Genomic DNA, 18,724 nt, shown 5'->3' on the forward strand with positions numbered 1-18,724 from the left:
TGACCTGCCTCCAAGCTAGCGGCGGGCCCCTGGCCCGCGGCAGCGGCAGGCGGTGCGCGGACGGAGTGTTCGGTGAGGGCGGAGCGCCCCCTCCGGCGCGGAGTGAGGGGGCGCGGTCTGGAATCCTGTGGGTATGAGCACACTTTCGAGCACGCCGCCGGACGGACTGCCCCACTACCGCGTCCTGACCGGGCCGGACGACGCCGCTTTCTGCCACCGGGTCAGCGAAGCGCTCGCGCTGGGCTACGAGTTGCACGAGGGGCCCGCCGTCACGTTCGACGGCGAGCGGGTCATCGTGGCTCAGGCGGTGGTGTGGCCGAAGAGGTAGCGGGAGGGACTTCAGCCGGCGGGGCGCAGTCGGCAGGCGTGGATCAGGTAGGGGCCGAGCAGGCCTTCGCGGTCGCCGTTCTTGAGGGCGATGGCGCGGCCGGTCAGTTCGGCGCCGTCCGTGCGGAGTTCCAGTCCGAACGACGGGCTGTTCACCCGGGCGTCCGTGGTGGGGAGTTGAAGGTCGGCGATGAGGCGCACGTCCCACAGGTTGGAGGCGATCGCCGGGACGGTGGCCGGGGGGAGGTCGGCGAGGCGGACGCGGATCCGGCGGTCGGCCAGGGCGTCCAGGTGCAGCGGGACTTCGCCGTCGGGGGTGTCGATGTGGCCGGTCCAGCTGCCCGGGGGCAGGGTCAGCTCGGGGTCCTGTTCGGTGACGGGGGCCAGGTGGGCCGGGTCGAACTCGGGGGCCAGGGCGTCCATCAGGTGGCGGACCACGGCGTCGCGGGCGGCCTTGTTCGTGCTGTTGGTCAGGACGGCGAGCGAGAGTTCGCGGTCGGGCAGGTCGATCATCATGGTGGCGACGCCGCCCATGCCGCCGCCGTGGCTGCTGATCAGCGAACCGTCTTCGCGCTGGACGATCCGGCCGAGACCGTAACCGAGACGGTCGGTGATGGGCAGCGCGTCGAGCACGGCGGCCGCGGTGGACGGACGGAGCAGCCGCGCGGAGCGGCGGGCGAACAGCGCGATGTCACCGGCCGTGGCCCAACCCGCCCCGGCGGCCGGGACGCTGGTGCGGCAGCCGGGGTAGCTGCGGCCGTCGGGGGTGTAGCGCTGCGCGACGGGCGCGGCGGCGGGCGGGAGGTCGGCCAGCTCGAAGGAGGACAGGCCGAGCGGTTCGGCGATCTGCTCGCGCAGGTAGGTGCGCAGGGGCTGGCCGGTGGCCTGCTCCAGGAGGCGGCCGAGTGCCTGGTAGCCGTGGTTGGAGTACTCGAAGTCGCCGCCGGGCTCGCGGACTTGGCGCCGGTAGAAGGCGGGGTCGATCGGTGACGGCTCCTCGCCGTAGTAGAAGTCGTAGTACGCCGGGAACCCGCCCCGGTGCTGCAACAGCTGACGCGGCGTCGGCACCGTCGCCCACGGGTACTCGCCGGGCAGCGGTGCGTCGAGGTCGATCAGCCCGCGATCGGCGGCCAGGCACACGGCGATGGCCGTGAACGACTTGGTGACCGACGCCAGTCCGTAGACGGTCTCCGGGGTGGCGGCGACGTCCGCCGCGACGTCCGCCAGCCCGTAGGCTCGCGCGAACACGAGCTCGTCGCCCTGCGCCACAGCCACGCTCGCCGACGGGCAGCCGTGCGCCGCAAGCGTCTTCTCGCAGAACTCGTCCAGTCCGTCCAGCACACCAAGCTTGTCCAGCACGTTCATGCCTCCCCTTGATCGCTCCTGTTCGGATCGTAGCCGTCCGACTTCGAACGGCCTTGACCGGCCTGCCCGTTAGGCGCCGGCCGGGCTCCGCCGCAGGGGTCGCCGGGCCTATCGGATGGGCGTGGCGCGGAGGGCGACCTCGAGTTCGAAGCGGGCGTCGGGGGAGGCGAGGGACGGGCCGAAGAGACGGTGGACGCGGTGGAGGCGCTGGCGGGCGGTCTGGGGGTGGATGCCGAGGCGGGCGGCGACCTGGGGGGCGGTGCCGCGGCCGGTCTGGAGCCAGGCCAGGAGGGTGGCGGCGAGGCGTTCGCGTTGCTTGGGGGTGAGGGGCGCGAGGGGGGCCAGGCGGCGTTCGGCGATCAGGCGGACCAGGGCCGGGTCGGTGAGCAGCAGCAGGTCGGAGAAGCGCTCGCGGCAGTCCACCGGCTGATCCGGGGCCTGCGGGAGGGAGGCGCGGACCAGCCGGGCCCAGCGCAGCGACTGCGCCGCCAGGGCGGGCGGCACCGGCGGGCCGATCACCGCGCCGCGTCCGTGCAGCGCCGCGGCAACTCGCGGGTCGGCGAGGGTCGTTGCCGGGTCGGGCAGCAGCAGGTGCGGCTGCGGGCCGTCCAGGTTGACCAGGACGTGCTCGGGCAGCCGTCCGCCGCCGGCGGGCCGGGCGCCGAACGCGGCGACGCGGGCGAGGGGTTGACGGGCGGTGGGGAGCGGAGCGGGGGAGCGCGGGTCGAGTGACACCCCGGCGAGCAGCGCGGGCAGCGGCCAGTCCGCGGACTGCGCGGCGGCGGCGAGTTCGGCGGGCTCGGCGCCCGACAGCAGGAGGTCGAGCAGCCGGTGCCGGGCCCGGCCGAGTGCGCCGGCGCGGTCGGTGCGGGCGTCCATGTAGCCCTGGACGCTGGCCGCCGCGACCTCGTCGATGTGCGCGAACACCGCCTCGGCCAGCGTGACCAGCTGCTCCGGGCCGAGACCGCGGCGGCGGGCCACCCGGGCGTACCGGCGCCAGGCGATCCGGGCGCCGAGCCGGAACGCCGCCTGCAGGGCGTCCAGGCTGCGGCCCTCGGCGAGTTCGCCCCGGCCGAGCGAGCGGTACACCCGCACCTGCCGCAGGCCGGGGGCGGGCAGCCCGGCGACCCGGTCGACGAACTCGGCGAGCGCCGTCTCCACGCCCTGCTGGATTCCGGCGCCGAATTGGCCGGAGAGCGGGCGGGCGAATTCCGGGACGGCAGACCTGATCTCCCGGATGATCTCGGACGCCAGGGATTGCTGCTCCGCCCTGAGTTCGGCCGACAAATCGCGCGGAAGTCCCTCCCACGGCCCAGCCAATTCCGATCCTCCAGGTAGCGATAATCCGTTCCACCGGAGTCCCCGCGAATCCGACGGTGGTCGGGGACAGGGGGAGTATGCGGCGGCGCAACCCGGGGGTCAATAGGTTCGGCGCAGGCATGCGGGCCCCGCCCGGGAGGCCCGACGGGCGGAAACGCTCACCGGGGTGACAGCTCCGCTGGAGGGGGAAGCCAATTCCTGGCACCCGAGGATGGCCTTTTCCGGTTCTGCGGGCAGTGAGTTGACGGAGCGTCAGATGCGAAGTCGTTCGAGGTCGATCGTGGGCGGTGGAATTCCGGGCCGGGAGGAAAGCGGGGGCGTGACGGAAAACGGGGGAAAGCGCGGTGTTTACGGACCGGCCGGCCGCCCGTTGAAGGGCGTCAGGCCGCAGCTGCCGTTCCGGAGCGGAGCCCGGGCGCCAGCAGCAGGGTGACGGTCAGGGAGGATGCCGCCAGCACGGCGATCGCCGTCGCGGGCGAGGTGCGTTCGGCCACCGTGCCGGCCAGGGCGGCGCCGACGCCCCGCATGGCGAGCAGGCCCGAGCCGTGCAACCCGAAGGCGTGGCCGCCGAGTTCGTCCGGGGTCAGCTGCATCGGGCGGTCCTGGAAGATCAGGCCGGTCGCGTGGCCGAGCGCGGCGACTGTGACGACGGCGAGCAGCACGGGCAGTGGCGGGTGCAGGGCGAACAGCAGGAGCGGCGCGGCGAGCAGCAGGAACGGCGCGGCGAGCAGCAGGCACAGCGGGACGCCGAGCCGGTCCTGCCACTGCGGGGAGACGAAGCGGCCGACGGCGATGTCCCCGGCCGGCATGCCGACCGCGCCGCCGCCCGCGAACAGCAGGCCGGCCTCCTTCGGTGCGTAGGGGGCGTAGCGGGACTCGCAGCCGACGACCCAGCCCGTTCGGCACCCAGAGCGCCAGGAAGACCGTCCGCCGAGGCCGCGAGGCGCTGGGCCGGCTGCTCGGCCCGGCCCGGGCGGACGTCCTGGTGCTGCTCGGCGCCCCGAAGACCACCACCCAGCTGGTCGCTCTGACCGGACAGGGCCTGGGGTCGGTGGGCCGGCGCCTGAAGGTGCTGTTCGACGCCGGGCCGGGCGGTCGGTGCTCTGCTTCCGCACCGACGCCGGTGAGGTCCTGGTTCGGGTGCGGCGGAGACCCGCTGGCGGAGCGCCGGGCGGCGCTGTGGCCTCCGGGGCGGGTGGTTCGCGGTCAACCTGAGTTGCCGCGCGTCCCCCGAATGGCAAACCGGACGGAGGCAGTCCCAATCCTCGCGGGGGCAAGATTCACCTGATCGGGTGCACCATCGGCCTCGGGGGCAGTGCTGGGAGTGGCAAAGATCTACTGTTCGGGAGGCAGTGGGCGGCCCGGTGACCCGAAGGCCCTCCGACACCCTCAGCCATCCCCTCGTTACCTTGCCAAGACCCCAACATACCCACGGATCTGACGTAGCGTCAGCTCACGTGGCGAGACGAAGGAGAGCCCGGCCCGATGTCCGTGGACAGCAGCCCGGAGACTCAGCAGGCGCAGCGCCAGCAGACCAGCCTCACCACCGCCGCCGCACGCAACCTGGCGACCACCACCAAGTCCGCACCGCAGATGCAGGAGATCACCTCCCGCTGGCTGCTGCGGATGCTGCCCTGGGTGCAGACCTCCGGCGGTACCTACCGGGTCAACCGCCGTCTGACCTACACGGTCGGCGACGGCCGGATCGAGTTCATCCAGACCGGCGGCGATGTCCGGGTCATTCCCCGGGAGCTCGGTGAACTCGCCCTGCTGCGCGGCTTCGAGGACGACGACGTGCTGTCCGCGATCGCCGACCGCTGCGTGCAGCGCGATTTCCGGGCCGGGGAGACCCTTGCCGAGCGCGGCACCCCGTCCGACAAGATCCACCTGATCGCGCACGGCAAGATCAACCAGATCTCCGCCGGCAAGTACGGCGACGACGCGGTCATCGGCGTCCTCGGCGACGGCGACCGGTTCGGCGAGAACGCCCTGCTGGACGCCGACGCCAGCTGGGACTACACCGCCACCGCCAAGACCTCCGGCACCCTGCTCACCCTCACCCGGTCCGACTTCGAGTCGGTGCTCGCGCAGTCCGAGAGCCTGCAGGCCCACATCCGGGACTTCGCCAGCCTCCCGCTGCAGCGGCAGAACGAGCTCGGCGAGGCCGAGATCGCGATGTCCGCAGGCCACGAGGGCGAGCACCTGCTGCCCACCGCGTTCGTGGACTACGAGCTCAAGCCGCGCGAGTACGAGCTGTCCATCGCGCAGACCGTGCTCCGGGTCCACTCCCGGGTCGCGGACCTCTACAACCAGCCGATGAACCAGATCGAGCAGCAGCTCAAGCTCACCGTCGAGGCGCTCCGCGAGCGCCAGGAGCACGAGCTGATCAACAACCGCGAGTTCGGTCTGCTCTCCAACTGCGCCTTCGACCAGCGCATCCAGACCCACTCCGGCCCCGCCACCCCCGACGACCTGGACGAACTGCTCAGCCGCCGCCGCGACTCCGAGTTCTTCCTGGCCCACCCCAAGACCATCGCCGCGCTCGGCCGCGAGTTCAACTCGCGCGGCCTGTACCCCGACACGGTCGACATGCAGGGCCACAAGGTGCCGGCCTGGCGCGGCGTCCCGATCCTGCCCTGCAACAAGATCCCGATCACCCCGGAGAACACCAGCTCCATCCTGGTGCTGCGCACCGGCGAGGACAACCAGGGCGTCATCGGTCTGCACCAGACCGGCATCCCCGACGAGTTCCAGCCCAGCCTGTCGGTCCGCTTCATGGGCATCGACGAGAAGGCCGTCATCAACTACCTGGTCACCGCGTACTACTCCGCGGCCATCCTGGTGCCCGACGCGCTCGGCGTGCTCGAGAACGTGGAGATCGCCGTCCGCTGAGGCAAGGCCGAGAGCTGTCACGAGGAAGACCAAGGGTGAACCGTCGGAGGCCGTAACCAAACGGCGGTCCGCCCAGTTGAGGGTGCGTCGGATTGATCATGCTGTTCCGTTTCTGCGCGGAACGGCACCGGTCCTCCGGTGCACCCTCGACTGCGCTCCGGCCCCGGCCGGGGCCAGTTCGACGGTCCACAGCCACCCGTCCGCAGCCACCCGTCCACAGCCACAGGAAGGTTGGACCACGCCCATGCACACGCCCAGGCAGCGGAACGACCGGCCGCCCGCGAGCGGCGGGAACGCGGCGGCGGAGACCTTACCCACCCGGACCAGACGCCGGGTGGCCCGGGCGGCGGGAGTCCGGACGGCCGGGGCGCTCGCCGGGGTCGTCGTGGTGTGCGCGGTGCTCACCGGCGCCACCCAGGCCGGTACGCGGGCCGGTACGCAGGCCGCCACGACGGTGAGCGAACGGGGGGACGGGGGCGAGGGGCGGTGGCTGGAGATCTGCGTCCACGTGCACACCTCCGTCGACGCCGCAGGGGCGCACGTCGAGGTGGATGCCGAGGGCGGGGCCGACGTCCAGCTCCCGACGGCCGGATTGCAGGGGGGCCAGGGGGGCCACGGGGGCGGTGGCTGGCACGGCCACGGCGGGGGAGACGATCAGGACGGCGACGGCGACGGGGACGGGCACGGGCACGGGCACCACTGCCACCCGCGGCCGACGCCCACGCCGACACCCAAGCCTTCGCCAACTCCCAAGCCCAGCCCGACAGTCGAACCAAGCCCGTCGCCGAAACCAACGCCGACGCCGGTGCCGACACCGCCGAAGCCCGCGCCGCCGACACCCCTGCCGCCGCGGCCCGCGCCCACCCGCAGCGCCGCGCCGATCGCGCCCGCGCCGCCCACCCCCGAACCGGCGACGCCCGCCCCGGCCCCCGCGCCGACGTCGTCCGTCCATCTGCCGCCGCCGGTGGTGCACGCCGAACCGCCCAAGCGCCACGGCGCCCCCACCACCACCCGCATGCTGGTGGTCACCATCCCCGCCGTCCTCGCCGCGGCGGCGCTGCGCCCGAGCGGGAAGTCCCGGGCCCGAGGCCGTTCCTGACGATCCGTCAAGCCACTTCCATTTCAGCCGAGTTGTTGACGTTGACCCAAGCAACAGGAGAGGACCTGTCATGTCCGAATGGGTGGCGCTCGCCATCGCGATGGCCGGGGCCTGCCTGGTCGTCGTCGCGGTCATGCTGGTGAGGCACCGCAAGACCGACCTGCACGCCGACACCTCGGAGACGCCCGACGTCATCGAGTACATCACCATGATGATCGGCGTCGTGTACGCCATCGTGCTGGGCCTGGCGATCGCCGGCGTCTGGGAGACCCGGTCGTCCGCGCAGGACGACGTGCAGCGCGAGGCACAGTCGCTGCACGAAGTCAGCGCCCGGGCCGAGGTATTCCCCGCCGACTACCGGGCGACGGTCGTCAAGGACGTCGACGCCTACGTGTCGTTCGTGGTGAACACTGAGTGGCACCACATGCGCACCGACGGGGAACTCTCCCCGGAGGGAACCGAGTTGCTCGCCAAGCTGCGCACCGACGTGGCCTCCCGGGCCCCGCAGAACGACATCGAGGCGCAGGCGTACCAGGCGATGATGGACAAGATCGCCATCGCCGACGAGACCCGCAACTCCCGTGGTGGCAACACCGGTCCGACCATGCCCGGCGTGGTCTGGTTCGGCCTGATCGTCGGCGCCCTGGTCACCGTCGGCATGCTGTTCGCGCTCCAGATCCGGCGCTCCGGGCGGGAGTTGGTGCTGGCCGGCACGTTCAGCGCGCTGATCGGCTTCCTGCTGTTCCTGATCTGGGACTTCGACGACCCGTTCGGGCGCGGCATGTCGGTCACCACGCAACCGTTCCTGGACCTGTTCCCGTCCCTCAACCAGTAGCCGGAGCGGCGGAGATGACGGACATCCGCGCGCCCCGGTCCGGTTCGCGCATTACGCTGGGCACGGCCGCCCCCGAGGGGACGGGCGGCCCGAACGGGGAGGTCGCGCGGCGGGCCGCCATGGGCGGTGCGGGCGCGGCGGTACAACGTGCAACGGGGAGACACGGCATGGGGGCGCAGGACGCGGAGGGGCGGCGCTGCGGCGATTCGCCCGCGACGGGGACGGGAACGGACCCGGTGAAGACGGGCTCGGAGGGGTCAGTTCCGGAGGCTTCAGTTTCGGAGGCGGTTTCGGGAACGGCGGTTTCGGAGGCGGCGGTTTCGGAGGCGACGGTTTCGGGGCACGGCCCGGTGCAGGCCGTGGCCGGGAGCAAGTACGCGCGGGTGGAGCGGGAGCGGCGCTTCCTGCTCGCCCGGGTCCCGGCGCCGGGCGCGGTCACCTGCGCCCGGCTGATCACCGACCGGTACGTGGACGGCACCCGTCTGCGGCTGCGTCACGTCGAGCGGATCGACACCGGGGAGTGCGCGCACAAGCTCACCCAGAAGATCCCGGCGCCGCCGGGTACGACCGGCCCGGTGCAGGGCCTGATCACCAACCTGTACCTGTCGGGGGAGGAGTACTCCGTGCTGCTGGACAGCCTGCCCGGCCGGGAGTTGACCAAGACCCGGCTGAGCGTCCCGCCGCTGGGCATCGACGTCTTCGACGGCCGGCTGCTCGGACTGGTGCTGGCGGAGGCCGAGTTCGAGACCACCGAGGACGCAGAAACGTTCGTGCCCCCGGCGAACTGTCTTGCGGAAGTCACCGACGACCCGCGCTTCACCGGCGGCTCGCTGGCCCGCGCCGAACGGGCCCAGCTGCGCGGCTGGCTGGCGGACTACGGGCTGGTACTGGCTTGACGGGTCGGGCCGATTTGCCGCTGGTCGGAGTGAATTGACGGGCACTCGGACAGCGAACCCGTTGTGCGAAATTCAATTTCGTGCCCGGTCCCGGGGGCGCGTACGGTCCGATTCATGGACTGGAACTTCAAGTCGGCCGAAGAACTCGCCGCTGCCCTGCGCGCCGGCGAGGTGACCTCGGTGGAGCTGACCGACGAGGCGATCGCCCGAATCGAGCGGGACGACAAGACGATCAACGCGATCTGCGTGCCGGACTTCGACCGCGCCCGGGCCGCCGCGCGCGACGCCGACCAGGCACGCGCCCGCGGCGAGGACCGGCCGCTGCTCGGCATCCCGGTGACGGTCAAGGAGTGCTACGACATCGCCGGGCTGCCCACCACCTGGGGCCTGCCGCCGCACCGGGACTTCGTGCCGGCCGAGGACGCCCTCCAGGTGTCGCGGCTCAAGGCCGCGGGCGCGGTGGTGCTCGGCAAGACCAACGTGCCCCTCGGGCTGCAGGACATCCAGAGCTTCAACGAGATCTACGGCACCACCAACAACCCCTGGAACCACGGCCGTACTTCGGGCGGATCCTCCGGCGGATCGGCGGCGGCCCTGGCGTCCGGCTTCGGCGCGCTGTCCATCGGCTCCGACCTCGGCGGCTCGTTGCGCACCCCCGCGCATTTCTGCGGTGTCTACGCGCACAAACCGACACTCGGGCTTTTGCCGAGCCGCGGCATGGTTCCGCCGCCCGGGCCGGCCCTGCCGTCCGAGCACGACCTCGCCGTCGTCGGCCCGATGGCGCGTACCGCCCGTGACCTCACGCTGCTGCTCGACGTGATGGCCGGGCCGGACCCGCTGACGCACGGTGTGGCGTACCAGCTGGCGCTGCCGCCCGCGCGCCACGACCGGATCGGCGACTTCCGGGTCCTGGTCGTCGAGGAGCACCCGTACATTCCGACCGGCTCCGCCGTGCGGGCGGGCCTGAACCGGGTGGCAGGCGCGCTCGTCGCAGGCGGCGCCCGCGTCGACCGGCACAGTCCGCTTCTGCCCGACCTCGGCGAAGCCGCCCGGATCTACCGGCAGCTCCTGTTCGCAGGCACCATCGCACGCTTCCCCGTCGAAGCGCGTGAGCACATCCAGGCCCGCGCCGCCGGGCTGGCGGCGGACGACCAGAGCCTCGACGCGGCGGGGCTGCGCGGCATGGTGCTCAGCCACAGCGACTGGATGGGAGTGAACTTCCGCCGCGAGCTCCACCGCCACGGCTGGCGGCAGCTCTTCGCCGAGTACGACGCCGTGGTGTGCCCGATCACGCCCACGCCCGCGTTCCCGCACGACCACAACCCCGACCCGCTCCAGCGCCGGCTCGACATCGACGGCGCCGAGTACCCGTACTTCGACCAGCTCGTCTGGGCCGGCGTGGCCACCATGCCGGGCCTGCCCGCCACCGCCGTCCCGACGGGACCGTCGCCCGAGGGCCTGCCGGTCGGCGTGCAGATCATCGGACCGATGTTCGAGGACCGCACCCCGCTGCGGCTGGCCGAACTGCTGGAACGGGAGATCGGCGGCTTCCGGGCACCGAGGTGAGCCGTCGGTCCCGGAGCTTTTGAGCGGCCCGAATATACAGTTCGCCGCTACATCCGGCCGCCGGGAACCTAGGGTGACCCCCATGAGTGAAGACCCGGAGGTGAGTGAAGACCCGGAGGCCGCACCGTCCGCCGTGCAGGCCTCGCAGCAGGTGCGGTCGGTGATCGGCCGCCTGCGCCGGCGCATCCGGGCCGCCGCCGGAACGGGCGACCTGACGCTCACCCAGGCCTCCGCCATGGGACGGCTGCTCGACGACGACGGCCAGGGCCTGACCACCAGCGACCTGGCCGTCGCCGAGGGCATGCGCCACCAGTCGATGGCCACCACCATCGCCGCCCTCACCGCCCAGGGCCTGGTGGAACGCCGCCGCGACCCCGACGACGGCCGCCGGATGCTCATCGTGCTCACCCCCGAGGGCCGCCGCCGCGCCGAGGACGGCCGACGGGCCCGCAGCGAATGGCTCGCCGCCGAACTCCAGACCAAGTGCACCGAAGCGGAAAGGCAGACGGTGATCGCGGCCATGGCCGTCCTGGAACGGCTCGGTCACGACTGACAGCTCGTTCGCCTCACTTGACGGGACGATGCGTCGGGGGAGACTTGGGGCACCGTGCCTTTGAAGGAGTTGTGATGCAGGTAGCCGTGGTCACCTTCGACGGATTCAACGAACTCGACAGCTTCGTTGCCTCCGCCACCATCAACCGCTGCCGCAAGGACGGCCTGGAGGCCTTCATCACCACCCCGACGCCGCAGGTCACCTCCATGAACGGCGTGGAGGTGACCGGACAGCGCCCGATGGAATTCGTCACCGAAGCCGACGTCGTCCTGATCGGCAGCGGCGTGAAAACGCGCGACGTGGTCGCCGACGACCGGCTGATCTCGCGGCTCCCGCTCGACCCCGCCCGGCAGTTGATCGGCGCACAGTGCTCCGGCGCGCTGGTGCTCGCCCGGCTCGGACTGCTGAACGACATGCCCGCCTGCACGGACGTCACCACCCGGCCCTTCGTCGAAGCGCGCGGCGTGACCGTCCTGGACGCGCCGTTCCACGCCGAGGGCAACATCGCCACTGCGGGCGGCTGCCTGGCATCCCAGTACCTCGCCACCTGGGTCATCACCCGCGCACTCGGCACCGACGCCGCGCGCGGCGCCATCGGCTACGTGGCCCCGGTCGGCGAACAGCAGGAGACGGTCGAACGGGCTCTCCGCGCCGTCCGCGCGGGCGAGGCCGTACGGGGCTGACGCCGGCCCGATTCCTACTGCTCGCGCAGCCCACCGGTGACGGCGAGGCCGTCCATGTAGTCGCGGGCGTGAACGATCAGCCCGTCGCGGACCCGCAGCACCAGCAGCCCCGGGATGGCGAACTCGCCGCGCCCACCCGCGATTTCACCCCGCACCGTCTGCTCGGCCACCAGCACCTCCGGATCGGTCGACAGATGCACGCCCGTCTCCTCGATCCCCGTCGGCCGCGCCGGAGTCCCCGACCACGCCGCCTTGTACCCCGCCCGGATCGCCTCCCGCCCCTCGAACCGCGCCGGAAAGCCCGGGAACCGGAACGGGAACTCGTGCACCCCGTCCGGCGCATACAGCTCCGCCAACGCATCGGCATCCAGCCGGAGCATCGCCCGCTGGTAGCGGGCCAGGACGTCCAGGAGCGGCGAATCGGTCATGGCGGTACCCCCAAGGTGTCGTTCGTGATGGATTGACTCGGAGCCTACGCCCGATTGACGAACCGTCAGCCGAGAACCTGACAGCTCCCGCGCAAGTCCGCTGTCAGCGGCGTTGTTGCTCCGCCCGCTGGGACGGCACCCCGGGAGTTGCCCGTTCCGCCCGGCCCGCCCGCAGCGCTCGGTCGGCGTTTGAAAGACTCACCTCATGTGGCGCGAACTGATTCTTGAGATGGCACCGAACGCCGAGCTCGGTGCGCCGGCCGATGAGGCCTCCCTGATTGCGGTCGAGCAGGTCCTGGGCCAGCACCTGCCGGAGGATCTCGCGACTTTGCTGCGAGAGTGCAACGGAGTGTCCCGCAACGGTCTCGACACGATCTGGAGCGCCGAACAAATCGCGAAAGGCAATGCCGAATTCCGCGATACCCCGGGCTTCGCCGGCCTCTACATGCCTTTCGAGCCGCTGATGTTCTTCGGGGACAACGCCTCCGACCAGTTCGCCTTCATCCGCACGCCCGAGCGGGACGAGGTCTTCGTCTGGGACCACGAGACGGACAGCCGGTACATGGCGACAGCAAGCCTGCGGCAGTACCTTGAGCGGGCTCTGCGCGAGAGCGGAGACTGGTACCGCTAGACACACGACGGTCGCAGCCGTCAGTTGTCGGTGCTGCCGTTCGGCCAGGTGAGGCCGCGGGTGAAGTGGGTCAGTACGGTCAGGACCACGAGGCCGGACGTGATGCCGGCGAGGGTCATGACCGTGGACGGGGAGGTGCGGTCCACGATGCTGCCGCCGGCCAGTGCGCCGAGCGAGATGGTGGCCTGGAACGAGGCGGTGAAGAGCACCGACGCCGCCTCGGGTACGTTCGGGGCCGCCTTGGCGAACCAGGTCTGCGAGGACACGGGCACCGCTCCGTAGGCGACGCCCCACACGAACAACAGGCTCACCGCGCCGGCCTTCGATCCGCCCAGCACCGGCAGCAGCAGAGTGGCCCCGGCGAGCAGGGCCGCCGCCGCGCCGAAACCGGTGCGGGGGCGCCGGGCGACCAGGGCGCCGCCGAGGAAGTTGCCGAGGATGCCCGCGGCTCCGTAGACCAGCAGGAAGACGGTGATCAGTGCCGGGCCCGCATGCGTGACCTGTTCGAGGAACGGCGTCACATAGGTGTACGCCCCGAAGTGGGCCAGCACGATGAGCATGGTCAGCAGCAACGCCAAGCGGACGTTCACGCTGCGGAACAGGCTGCCCAGCACCCGCAGCCGGGTGGCCCCGGCCGGCGGCAGGGGCGGCACGACCACCAGCAGCAGGACGAACACGCCGGCCGACAGCGCGCCCATGACGGCGAACGCCGCACGCCAGCCCGCCACGTCGCCGATGAACGTGCCGACCGGTACCCCGAGGACGGACCCCAGCGGGACGGCCGAGAAGATCACCGAGACGGCGCGGCCGACGCGGTCCGCAGGCACCAGCCGATCGGCGACCCCGGCCGCGATCGACCAGAAGCCGCCGATGGTGACGCCCACCAAGACCCGTGAGACCACCACCAGTTCGAAGCTGGGCGCGACAACCGCCAGTCCGTTCGCCAGGGCCAGCAGGAGCATGAACGCCCCCAGCATCGCCCGGCGGTCGATGCGGGCGGTGGCTGCGGTGACCAGCGGCGCCGAGACCGCGGCGAGCAGGCCGGGCATGGTCATCATCAGCCCCGCCACCCCGTCCGAGACCGCGAAGTCGGACCCGATCGAGGTGAGCAGGCCGATCGGCAGGATCTCGGTCGTGACGATCGAAAAGATCCCCAACATGACCGCCACCACGGACAGCCACCCGACCACGGGAGATCGGGCCGGCCGGTTGGCCGTGCGGGGGCGTGAAGCAGCGGAGGTGGCCATGAATTCCGTCCTGTACCGGATCGTTCGATGTCCGGCCAGTTCAGCAGGGCCCCCGGGTGGAGGCTGGCGGCTTTCCGTCATCACCGTTACGGGGGACGGGGCAGGCCCGGCGGGGAAGCCGAGGTGATTGGCCGTCGGTGGGGCGGTTGGGCGAGGATGGGCGAGTGGACCTGCCCAGAGTGATGCCGGAGATCGCGGCGGAGAACGGATTCCGGCTGCGGCGTTGGGAGCTGACGGACCGGGCGTTGCTGCGCGAGGCCGCCACCGACCCGTACATTCCGCTGATCACCACCGTGCCCGCGCCCTACTCCGACGCGGAGGCCGACGCGTTCGTGCAACGGCAGTGGCGGCGTACCGAGATCGGCACCGGCTACCCGTTCGTCATCGAGGACCCCGACGGGCGGGCCGTCGGGAACGTCGGCCTGTGGGTCGGCGAACTGCCGCTGCGCGGCAGTGCCACCGCCGGCTACTGGGTGCCGGGGAGCGGCCGGGGCAGGGGCGTCGCACTCATCGGGCTGAAAGCCGTCACGGACTGGGCGTTCGGCGAACTCGCCGTCCCGCGCGTCGAGTTGTACGTGGAGCCGTGGAACACCGGCTCGCTGCGCACCGCCGAACGGGCCGGCTACCGGCGCGAGACGCTGGTGCCCGCGCATCAGGAGGTCGGCGGCGAACCGCGCGACATGTGGCGCTTCGCGCTCCCGTAGCGCAGGCACCGGCACCGGCACCACGGAGACCCGGTGCCTCGGCAGGCCGAGCGGTGGTGGGGTGTGTGTTCGCCGAGCGAAGTCTGCCGGGCCGTTCCGGCCCTGTTTGTCCACGCGCGCCCACGGAATTTTCCCCTCTGCGCACAGATCACCGGTCGAACTGGCTTGGGGTTGCGGGAGGTTCGCGGCGCGGCCCAAGATCGAATGGTCCAGCGGCATCGGGGCCGGTGGCGGAGAGAGGCATGCAATGCGGACTGACGAGGCAGCCAGGGTGGTGATCGTCGGGGGGTCTTTCGCGGGCCTCGCGGCGGCGCACGAGTTGCGGGGTACGGGTGCCGAGGTGGCGGTGTACGAGCGTTCGGGCGGCCAAATGGCGACCCGCGGCGCCGGGATCGTCATGCAACCGGAGGTGGAGGCGCTGCTGGCCAAGCTGGGCAGCTCCGCGCGAGAGGTCAGCGTCGAGTTGACGGAGCGCCAGTGGCTGCACCGCCGGGGCAGGCCCACCCGTTACGAGGCCCCGCAGTTGATGAGCGCGTGGGACGTCCTCCACCGCACGCTGCGCGTGCCCCTCGACGAGGTCTGCTACCGGATGGACAGCGCACTGCGGCACGTCCGGGTGGAGGACGGCAAGGTCACGGCCGAGTTCGCGGACGGGTACACGACGCAGGGGCACTTCCTGGTGGGCGCCGACGGAATCGGCTCGACGACCCGCCGGCTGTTCGACCCCTCCTCCCGCTCCAGGTACGCGGGGTACGTGTCCTGGCGAGGCCTGGAACCGGAGTCCGCGCTGCCCGGCGAGCTGCTGGAACTGCTGGCCGGCAGGTTCACCTTCTTCGGCGCGGACGGCCTGCAGATGCTGTGCTACCTCGTCCCGGGCCCGAACGGCGAACGCACCGAGGGGTCCAGGCGGGTCAACTGGGTCTGCCACATGACCGTTCCGGAGACCGAACTGCCCAGGCTGCTGGCGAGCCGCTCGGGCAAGGCGTACTCGACCTTCCTGCCGCCCGGTGAGCTGCTGCCGCAGATCGAGGCCGAGCTGGCGGCCACGGCGGAGCAAGTGATGCCGGCGCCGTTCGCGCAGTTGGTCAGGCTGTCCAAGGTCTTCATGCAGCCGATTTTCGACCTCGCACCCCACCGGATGGTCGCCGACCACGCCGCGCTGATCGGCGACGCCGCCGGCACGGTGCGCCCCCACACCGCCTCAGGAGCCGCCAAGGCGGTCGGTGACGCCGCCTCGCTCGCGACTGCCCTGCGCGGATGGGTGCCGGGCCGGGGCCTGCCGCACGAGCGGCTCGCGGGCTGGGAGCGCGAGCGGCTGACCCACCTGGCCGCACTCTCGCAGGCAGGGGTCTCCTTGGCCGCCCGGTCGTCGCTGGGCACGCCGACCGCCCGCCGCTACTTCGCCTCCACCTGACCGCCCTCGGCTTCCCGGCCGGAACGGAGGCCGACCGCAGGGCCGGCCGGGTCGCTGCCGGCGCGCAGCGATCCGACTGGCAGCGCGCACCAGGCGAATGTCGCGGCGGTGCCTGCGCCGGGGGAGACGGCACGACCTCGCGTTGCTCTCGCTGCGTCGTCGGAACTCTGAGCCCCGGCAGGCGAGTTACTCGGCGACGGTGTACCGGTAGACCATCGAGTCCCTGGTCCGGAACCCGGCCCGCTCGTAGAGGCGGTTCGCCGCTCCCCGCGACGGACGGGACGTCAGATCGACGGTCCGGGCGCCCGCGTCCTTCGCCAGCCGGACGGCCTCGTCGGTCAGTGCGGCACCGACGCCGTGTCCGCGGGCGGCGGCATCGACCACCACATCCTCGATCCGGGCCCGCAGACCGGACGGCAGCGGCGACACGACCAGCGTCAGCACACCCACGATCACCCCGTCGAGCCGGGCCACCAGCAGCGTGTTCGAGTCGCAGGTCACCAGGCGGGCGACCGCGTCGTGGTCCAACGGCGCGGCTGTAGTGGACAGTTGGGGGAGCAGGCGGGCGAATGCGGTCACCAGTTCGTCATTCGCCTCGCGGGCGATCGCGATGTCGGTACTCATGGGCCGAGACCATAGTGGGAAGAGCCAGGAGCGAGCGGGATCGCGGCGGTAGCGGCAGCGGATCGAATGCGACGGGAGACGGGCGTGGCGGACGGCGGGAGCCTGGCCGAGGAGGCTCGGGAGCGGCTGCGGTCGGGGGCGGAACCGGCCGTGGTGTGCGGCGAGTTGGCCGCACGGACGGTGCGGTGGTGGGACGCGGCAGTGGCGGTCGGCCTGGCGATGGGGACCCGGAGCCGGAGTTGCGGCAGCGTTTGCAGAGCGATCCGGACGTGGCGCAGAGCCAGTTCCGGGTCGGTGAGGGGGCGTTGTACGGCGAACTGCTGGAGACGGTCGGCGTGTTCGACATCCACCGGCAACTCGACGCGCGGGAACTGGCGGTCGCGGAACGGCTGCGGGCCGCGGTGGCTGCCATGGGAGGTTTGGGGAGCGGGCACGCGCTCGGGCTCTCGCGCCGGTTCGCGCAGGGCGAGTTGGACTCGGTCCTGCGCTCGCTCGCGCGCCTCGGCCCGCGTACCGGGCGGGGCCGGCCGGTGGAGTTCTGGGAAGCCCTGGTGGCGGCCGGCGAACTGCTCGTCGAACTGCCGGACGGGGACGAGGCGCGGGCCGCGGTGGCGCAGGTCCTCGACGAGTGCCGCCTGAAGCCGGCCTCCTGCGAGCCGCACGGCAGTTGAGCCGTCCGAACCGGGCCACCACCGCGTCTGCCGGCGGGCCCGTGCCGTCCCCGCAGGCGGGTGTACTCGGCGAAAACCGGGCGCGGGCCGGGGCGTGCAGCGCGTGTTGACCGGTGGGGACGGTGGTGTCGTGGCTACCGTGGGGGCGATGAACGAGCAGGTGGAGGACATCGCGGCGCAGTTGCGTGCGCTGGGCGAGGCCAGGGACCGGTTGCAGGGGCTGCTGTCGGCGGTGCTGGCCATCGGGGGTGACCTGGATCTGCCGACGGTGCTGCACCGGATCGTCACCACGGCGATGGAACTGGCCGGCGCGCGGTACGGCGCGCTCGGGATTCTCGCGCCGTCCGGGGACCGGCTGGAGCAGTTCGTGACGGCCGGGCTGTCGCCGGAGGAACGCGCGGATCTGGCCGGGGTCGACTTCCCGCGCGGACGCGGGGTGCTCGGGCACCTCATCCGGAACCCCGAACCGCTGCGGGTGACGGACATCGCCGCGCATCCGGCGTCGGTCGGCTTCCCGCCGGGCCACCCGCCGATGCGGACGCTGCTGGGCGTGGCGATCACCGTCCGAGGGGCGATCTACGGCGACCTGTACCTGTCCGAACGCCGGGACGGGCGGCCGTTCGACCAGGCCGACGAGGAGGTGGTGCAGGCACTCGCGGGCGCGGCGGGCATCGCCATCGAGAACGCCCGCCTGTTCGGGTACATGCGGGACAGCGCCGCGCAGTTCCAACGGATGCTGCTGCCCACACTGCCGGACCTGTCGCCGTTCACCGGGGCCGCCGCGTACCGCACCGCCGCCGACCCGGCCGGCGTCGGCGGGGACTGGTACGACGCCGTCATCCTGCCCGACCACGCATGCGCGGCCGTCATCGGCGACGTCGTCGGCCACGACCTGAACGCCGCGGCCGCCATGGCCCAGGCCCGCAACATGCTGCGCGCACTGCTGTACGACCGCCGCAGCCCGCCCAGTTCGGTGCTGACCCAGCTCGACCGCACCGTCGAGGCCATCACCGACCTGCCCGTCACCACCGCCTGCCTGGCCCGGATCGAACCCGCCGCCGGGGACGGCTGGACCATGCGCTGGAGCACCGCCGGGCACCCGCCGCCACTCGTCCTCGGGCCGGACGGGCGCACCTGGTACCTGGAAGGCGAACCCGGCATCCCGATCGGCGTCGACCCCACCCTGCACCGCCCCGACCACACCCACCCGCTCCCCAGCGGCGCCACCGTCCTGTTCTTCACCGACGGCCTGGTCGAACGCCCCGACCGCGACATCGACGAGGGCCTCGCCGCCCTCGCCACCCTCGCCGCCGCACACGCCGACCTTCCACTCGACCAACTGGTCCACCTCCTCGCGGACCTGCACCCCGGCGACGGCCACGACGACATGGCTGTCCTGGCCATCCGCACCCCGCCCCGCGCCTGAGCCGTGGGCCGGCCGCGGCCGCTGCGCCAACCTGCCCGATTGT

The 18,724-nt window shown here is 72.2% G+C and carries 20 protein-coding genes and 1 pseudogene; 14 read left to right on the forward strand and 7 right to left on the reverse strand.

Features of this window, described 5'->3' with window-relative positions; translation table 11 throughout:
• Positions 1 to 133: 133 nt before the first annotated feature.
• A complete protein-coding gene (locus tag ACIHEI_RS25990; RefSeq protein WP_396608267.1) occupies positions 134 to 328 on the forward strand; it encodes a DUF1737 domain-containing protein in 195 nt (64 codons plus the stop codon).
• Positions 329 to 339: 11 nt separating this feature from the next.
• On the opposite strand, the gene ACIHEI_RS25995 is transcribed toward ACIHEI_RS25990, so the two are convergent.
• From ACIHEI_RS25995 to ACIHEI_RS26005, 3 genes are all read right to left on the reverse strand, one after another.
• Complete coding sequence (locus ACIHEI_RS25995; RefSeq protein WP_396608268.1) at positions 340 to 1,686, reverse strand: serine hydrolase domain-containing protein; 1,347 nt, start codon at positions 1,684 to 1,686, stop codon at positions 340 to 342.
• Between the two features lie 114 nt (positions 1,687 to 1,800).
• Complete coding sequence (locus tag ACIHEI_RS26000) at positions 1,801 to 2,979, reverse strand: helix-turn-helix domain-containing protein (RefSeq protein ID WP_396608269.1); 1,179 nt, start codon at positions 2,977 to 2,979, stop codon at positions 1,801 to 1,803.
• Between the two features lie 413 nt (positions 2,980 to 3,392).
• On the reverse strand, positions 3,393 to 3,821 hold the full coding sequence (locus ACIHEI_RS26005; RefSeq protein ID WP_396608270.1) for a hypothetical protein: 429 nt from the start codon (positions 3,819 to 3,821) through the stop codon (positions 3,393 to 3,395).
• Positions 3,822 to 3,952: 131 nt separating this feature from the next.
• Here ACIHEI_RS26005 and ACIHEI_RS26010 point away from each other — a divergent pair.
• Positions 3,953 to 4,227: pseudogene (locus tag ACIHEI_RS26010) on the forward strand (transcriptional regulator); the annotation flags it as partial.
• A gap of 270 nt (positions 4,228 to 4,497) precedes the next feature.
• Complete coding sequence (locus ACIHEI_RS26015; protein WP_396608271.1) at positions 4,498 to 5,904, forward strand: family 2B encapsulin nanocompartment shell protein; 1,407 nt, start codon at positions 4,498 to 4,500, stop codon at positions 5,902 to 5,904.
• 310 nt (positions 5,905 to 6,214) lie between these two features.
• Here the strand turns inward: ACIHEI_RS26015 and ACIHEI_RS26020 are convergent, their stop codons facing one another.
• The gene (locus tag ACIHEI_RS26020) at positions 6,215 to 6,601 is read right to left on the reverse strand and encodes a hypothetical protein (RefSeq protein WP_396608272.1); all 387 of its coding nucleotides are present in this window, start codon (positions 6,599 to 6,601) and stop codon (positions 6,215 to 6,217) included.
• A 108-nt stretch (positions 6,602 to 6,709) separates the two neighbouring features.
• On the opposite strand from ACIHEI_RS26020, the gene ACIHEI_RS26025 reads away from it, so the two are divergent.
• From ACIHEI_RS26025 to ACIHEI_RS26050, 6 genes are all read left to right on the forward strand, one after another.
• The gene (locus ACIHEI_RS26025; RefSeq protein ID WP_396608273.1) at positions 6,710 to 7,003 is read left to right on the forward strand and encodes a hypothetical protein; all 294 of its coding nucleotides are present in this window, start codon (positions 6,710 to 6,712) and stop codon (positions 7,001 to 7,003) included.
• Positions 7,004 to 7,073: 70 nt separating this feature from the next.
• Positions 7,074 to 7,838, forward strand: a complete 765-nt coding sequence (locus ACIHEI_RS26030) for a hypothetical protein (RefSeq protein WP_392946251.1) — start codon at positions 7,074 to 7,076, stop codon at positions 7,836 to 7,838.
• 359 nt (positions 7,839 to 8,197) lie between these two features.
• A complete protein-coding gene (locus ACIHEI_RS26035; RefSeq protein WP_392946254.1) occupies positions 8,198 to 8,734 on the forward strand; it encodes a hypothetical protein in 537 nt (178 codons plus the stop codon).
• Positions 8,735 to 8,848: 114 nt separating this feature from the next.
• Positions 8,849 to 10,300 carry an amidase gene (locus tag ACIHEI_RS26040; protein ID WP_396608274.1) on the forward strand — a complete coding sequence of 484 codons (1,452 nt, stop codon included), beginning with the start codon at positions 8,849 to 8,851 and terminating at the stop codon, positions 10,298 to 10,300.
• A gap of 82 nt (positions 10,301 to 10,382) precedes the next feature.
• Positions 10,383 to 10,853 (forward strand): MarR family transcriptional regulator, encoded by a 471-nt coding sequence (locus ACIHEI_RS26045; RefSeq protein WP_392946259.1) that lies wholly within the window; start codon positions 10,383 to 10,385, stop codon positions 10,851 to 10,853.
• A 74-nt stretch (positions 10,854 to 10,927) separates the two neighbouring features.
• Positions 10,928 to 11,536, forward strand: coding sequence for a DJ-1/PfpI family protein (locus ACIHEI_RS26050; protein WP_396608275.1), 609 nt, complete (start codon positions 10,928 to 10,930; stop codon positions 11,534 to 11,536).
• A 14-nt stretch (positions 11,537 to 11,550) separates the two neighbouring features.
• Here ACIHEI_RS26050 and ACIHEI_RS26055 read toward each other — a convergent pair whose 3' ends face one another.
• Positions 11,551 to 11,964 (reverse strand): nuclear transport factor 2 family protein, encoded by a 414-nt coding sequence (locus tag ACIHEI_RS26055; RefSeq protein ID WP_396608276.1) that lies wholly within the window; start codon positions 11,962 to 11,964, stop codon positions 11,551 to 11,553.
• 205 nt (positions 11,965 to 12,169) lie between these two features.
• On the opposite strand from ACIHEI_RS26055, the gene ACIHEI_RS26060 reads away from it, so the two are divergent.
• Positions 12,170 to 12,595 carry an SMI1/KNR4 family protein gene (locus tag ACIHEI_RS26060; protein WP_387862244.1) on the forward strand — a complete coding sequence of 142 codons (426 nt, stop codon included), beginning with the start codon at positions 12,170 to 12,172 and terminating at the stop codon, positions 12,593 to 12,595.
• Positions 12,596 to 12,615: 20 nt separating this feature from the next.
• Here ACIHEI_RS26060 and ACIHEI_RS26065 read toward each other — a convergent pair whose 3' ends face one another.
• Positions 12,616 to 13,842 (reverse strand): MFS transporter, encoded by a 1,227-nt coding sequence (locus ACIHEI_RS26065; protein WP_396608277.1) that lies wholly within the window; start codon positions 13,840 to 13,842, stop codon positions 12,616 to 12,618.
• Between the two features lie 164 nt (positions 13,843 to 14,006).
• Between ACIHEI_RS26065 and ACIHEI_RS26070 the strand changes: the two genes are divergently transcribed.
• Positions 14,007 to 14,546: a GNAT family N-acetyltransferase gene (locus ACIHEI_RS26070; RefSeq protein WP_396608278.1), complete on the forward strand. Its 540-nt coding sequence runs from the start codon at positions 14,007 to 14,009 to the stop codon at positions 14,544 to 14,546.
• 247 nt (positions 14,547 to 14,793) lie between these two features.
• Positions 14,794 to 15,960 (forward strand): FAD-dependent monooxygenase, encoded by a 1,167-nt coding sequence (locus tag ACIHEI_RS26075; RefSeq protein ID WP_396608279.1) that lies wholly within the window; start codon positions 14,794 to 14,796, stop codon positions 15,958 to 15,960.
• A gap of 186 nt (positions 15,961 to 16,146) precedes the next feature.
• On the opposite strand, the gene ACIHEI_RS26080 is transcribed toward ACIHEI_RS26075, so the two are convergent.
• Positions 16,147 to 16,584 (reverse strand): GNAT family N-acetyltransferase, encoded by a 438-nt coding sequence (locus ACIHEI_RS26080; protein WP_396608280.1) that lies wholly within the window; start codon positions 16,582 to 16,584, stop codon positions 16,147 to 16,149.
• A gap of 239 nt (positions 16,585 to 16,823) precedes the next feature.
• Between ACIHEI_RS26080 and ACIHEI_RS26085 the strand changes: the two genes are divergently transcribed.
• A complete protein-coding gene (locus tag ACIHEI_RS26085) occupies positions 16,824 to 17,255 on the forward strand; it encodes a hypothetical protein (protein ID WP_396608281.1) in 432 nt (143 codons plus the stop codon).
• A 148-nt stretch (positions 17,256 to 17,403) separates the two neighbouring features.
• Positions 17,404 to 18,681, forward strand: coding sequence for a PP2C family protein-serine/threonine phosphatase (locus ACIHEI_RS26090; protein WP_396608282.1), 1,278 nt, complete (start codon positions 17,404 to 17,406; stop codon positions 18,679 to 18,681).
• The last annotated feature ends 43 nt before the right edge of the window (positions 18,682 to 18,724 follow it).

Origin of the sequence: Kitasatospora sp. NPDC051984, from assembly GCF_044593455.1 — a bacterium.
Taxonomy (GTDB): Bacteria; Actinomycetota; Actinomycetes; order Streptomycetales; family Streptomycetaceae; genus Kitasatospora.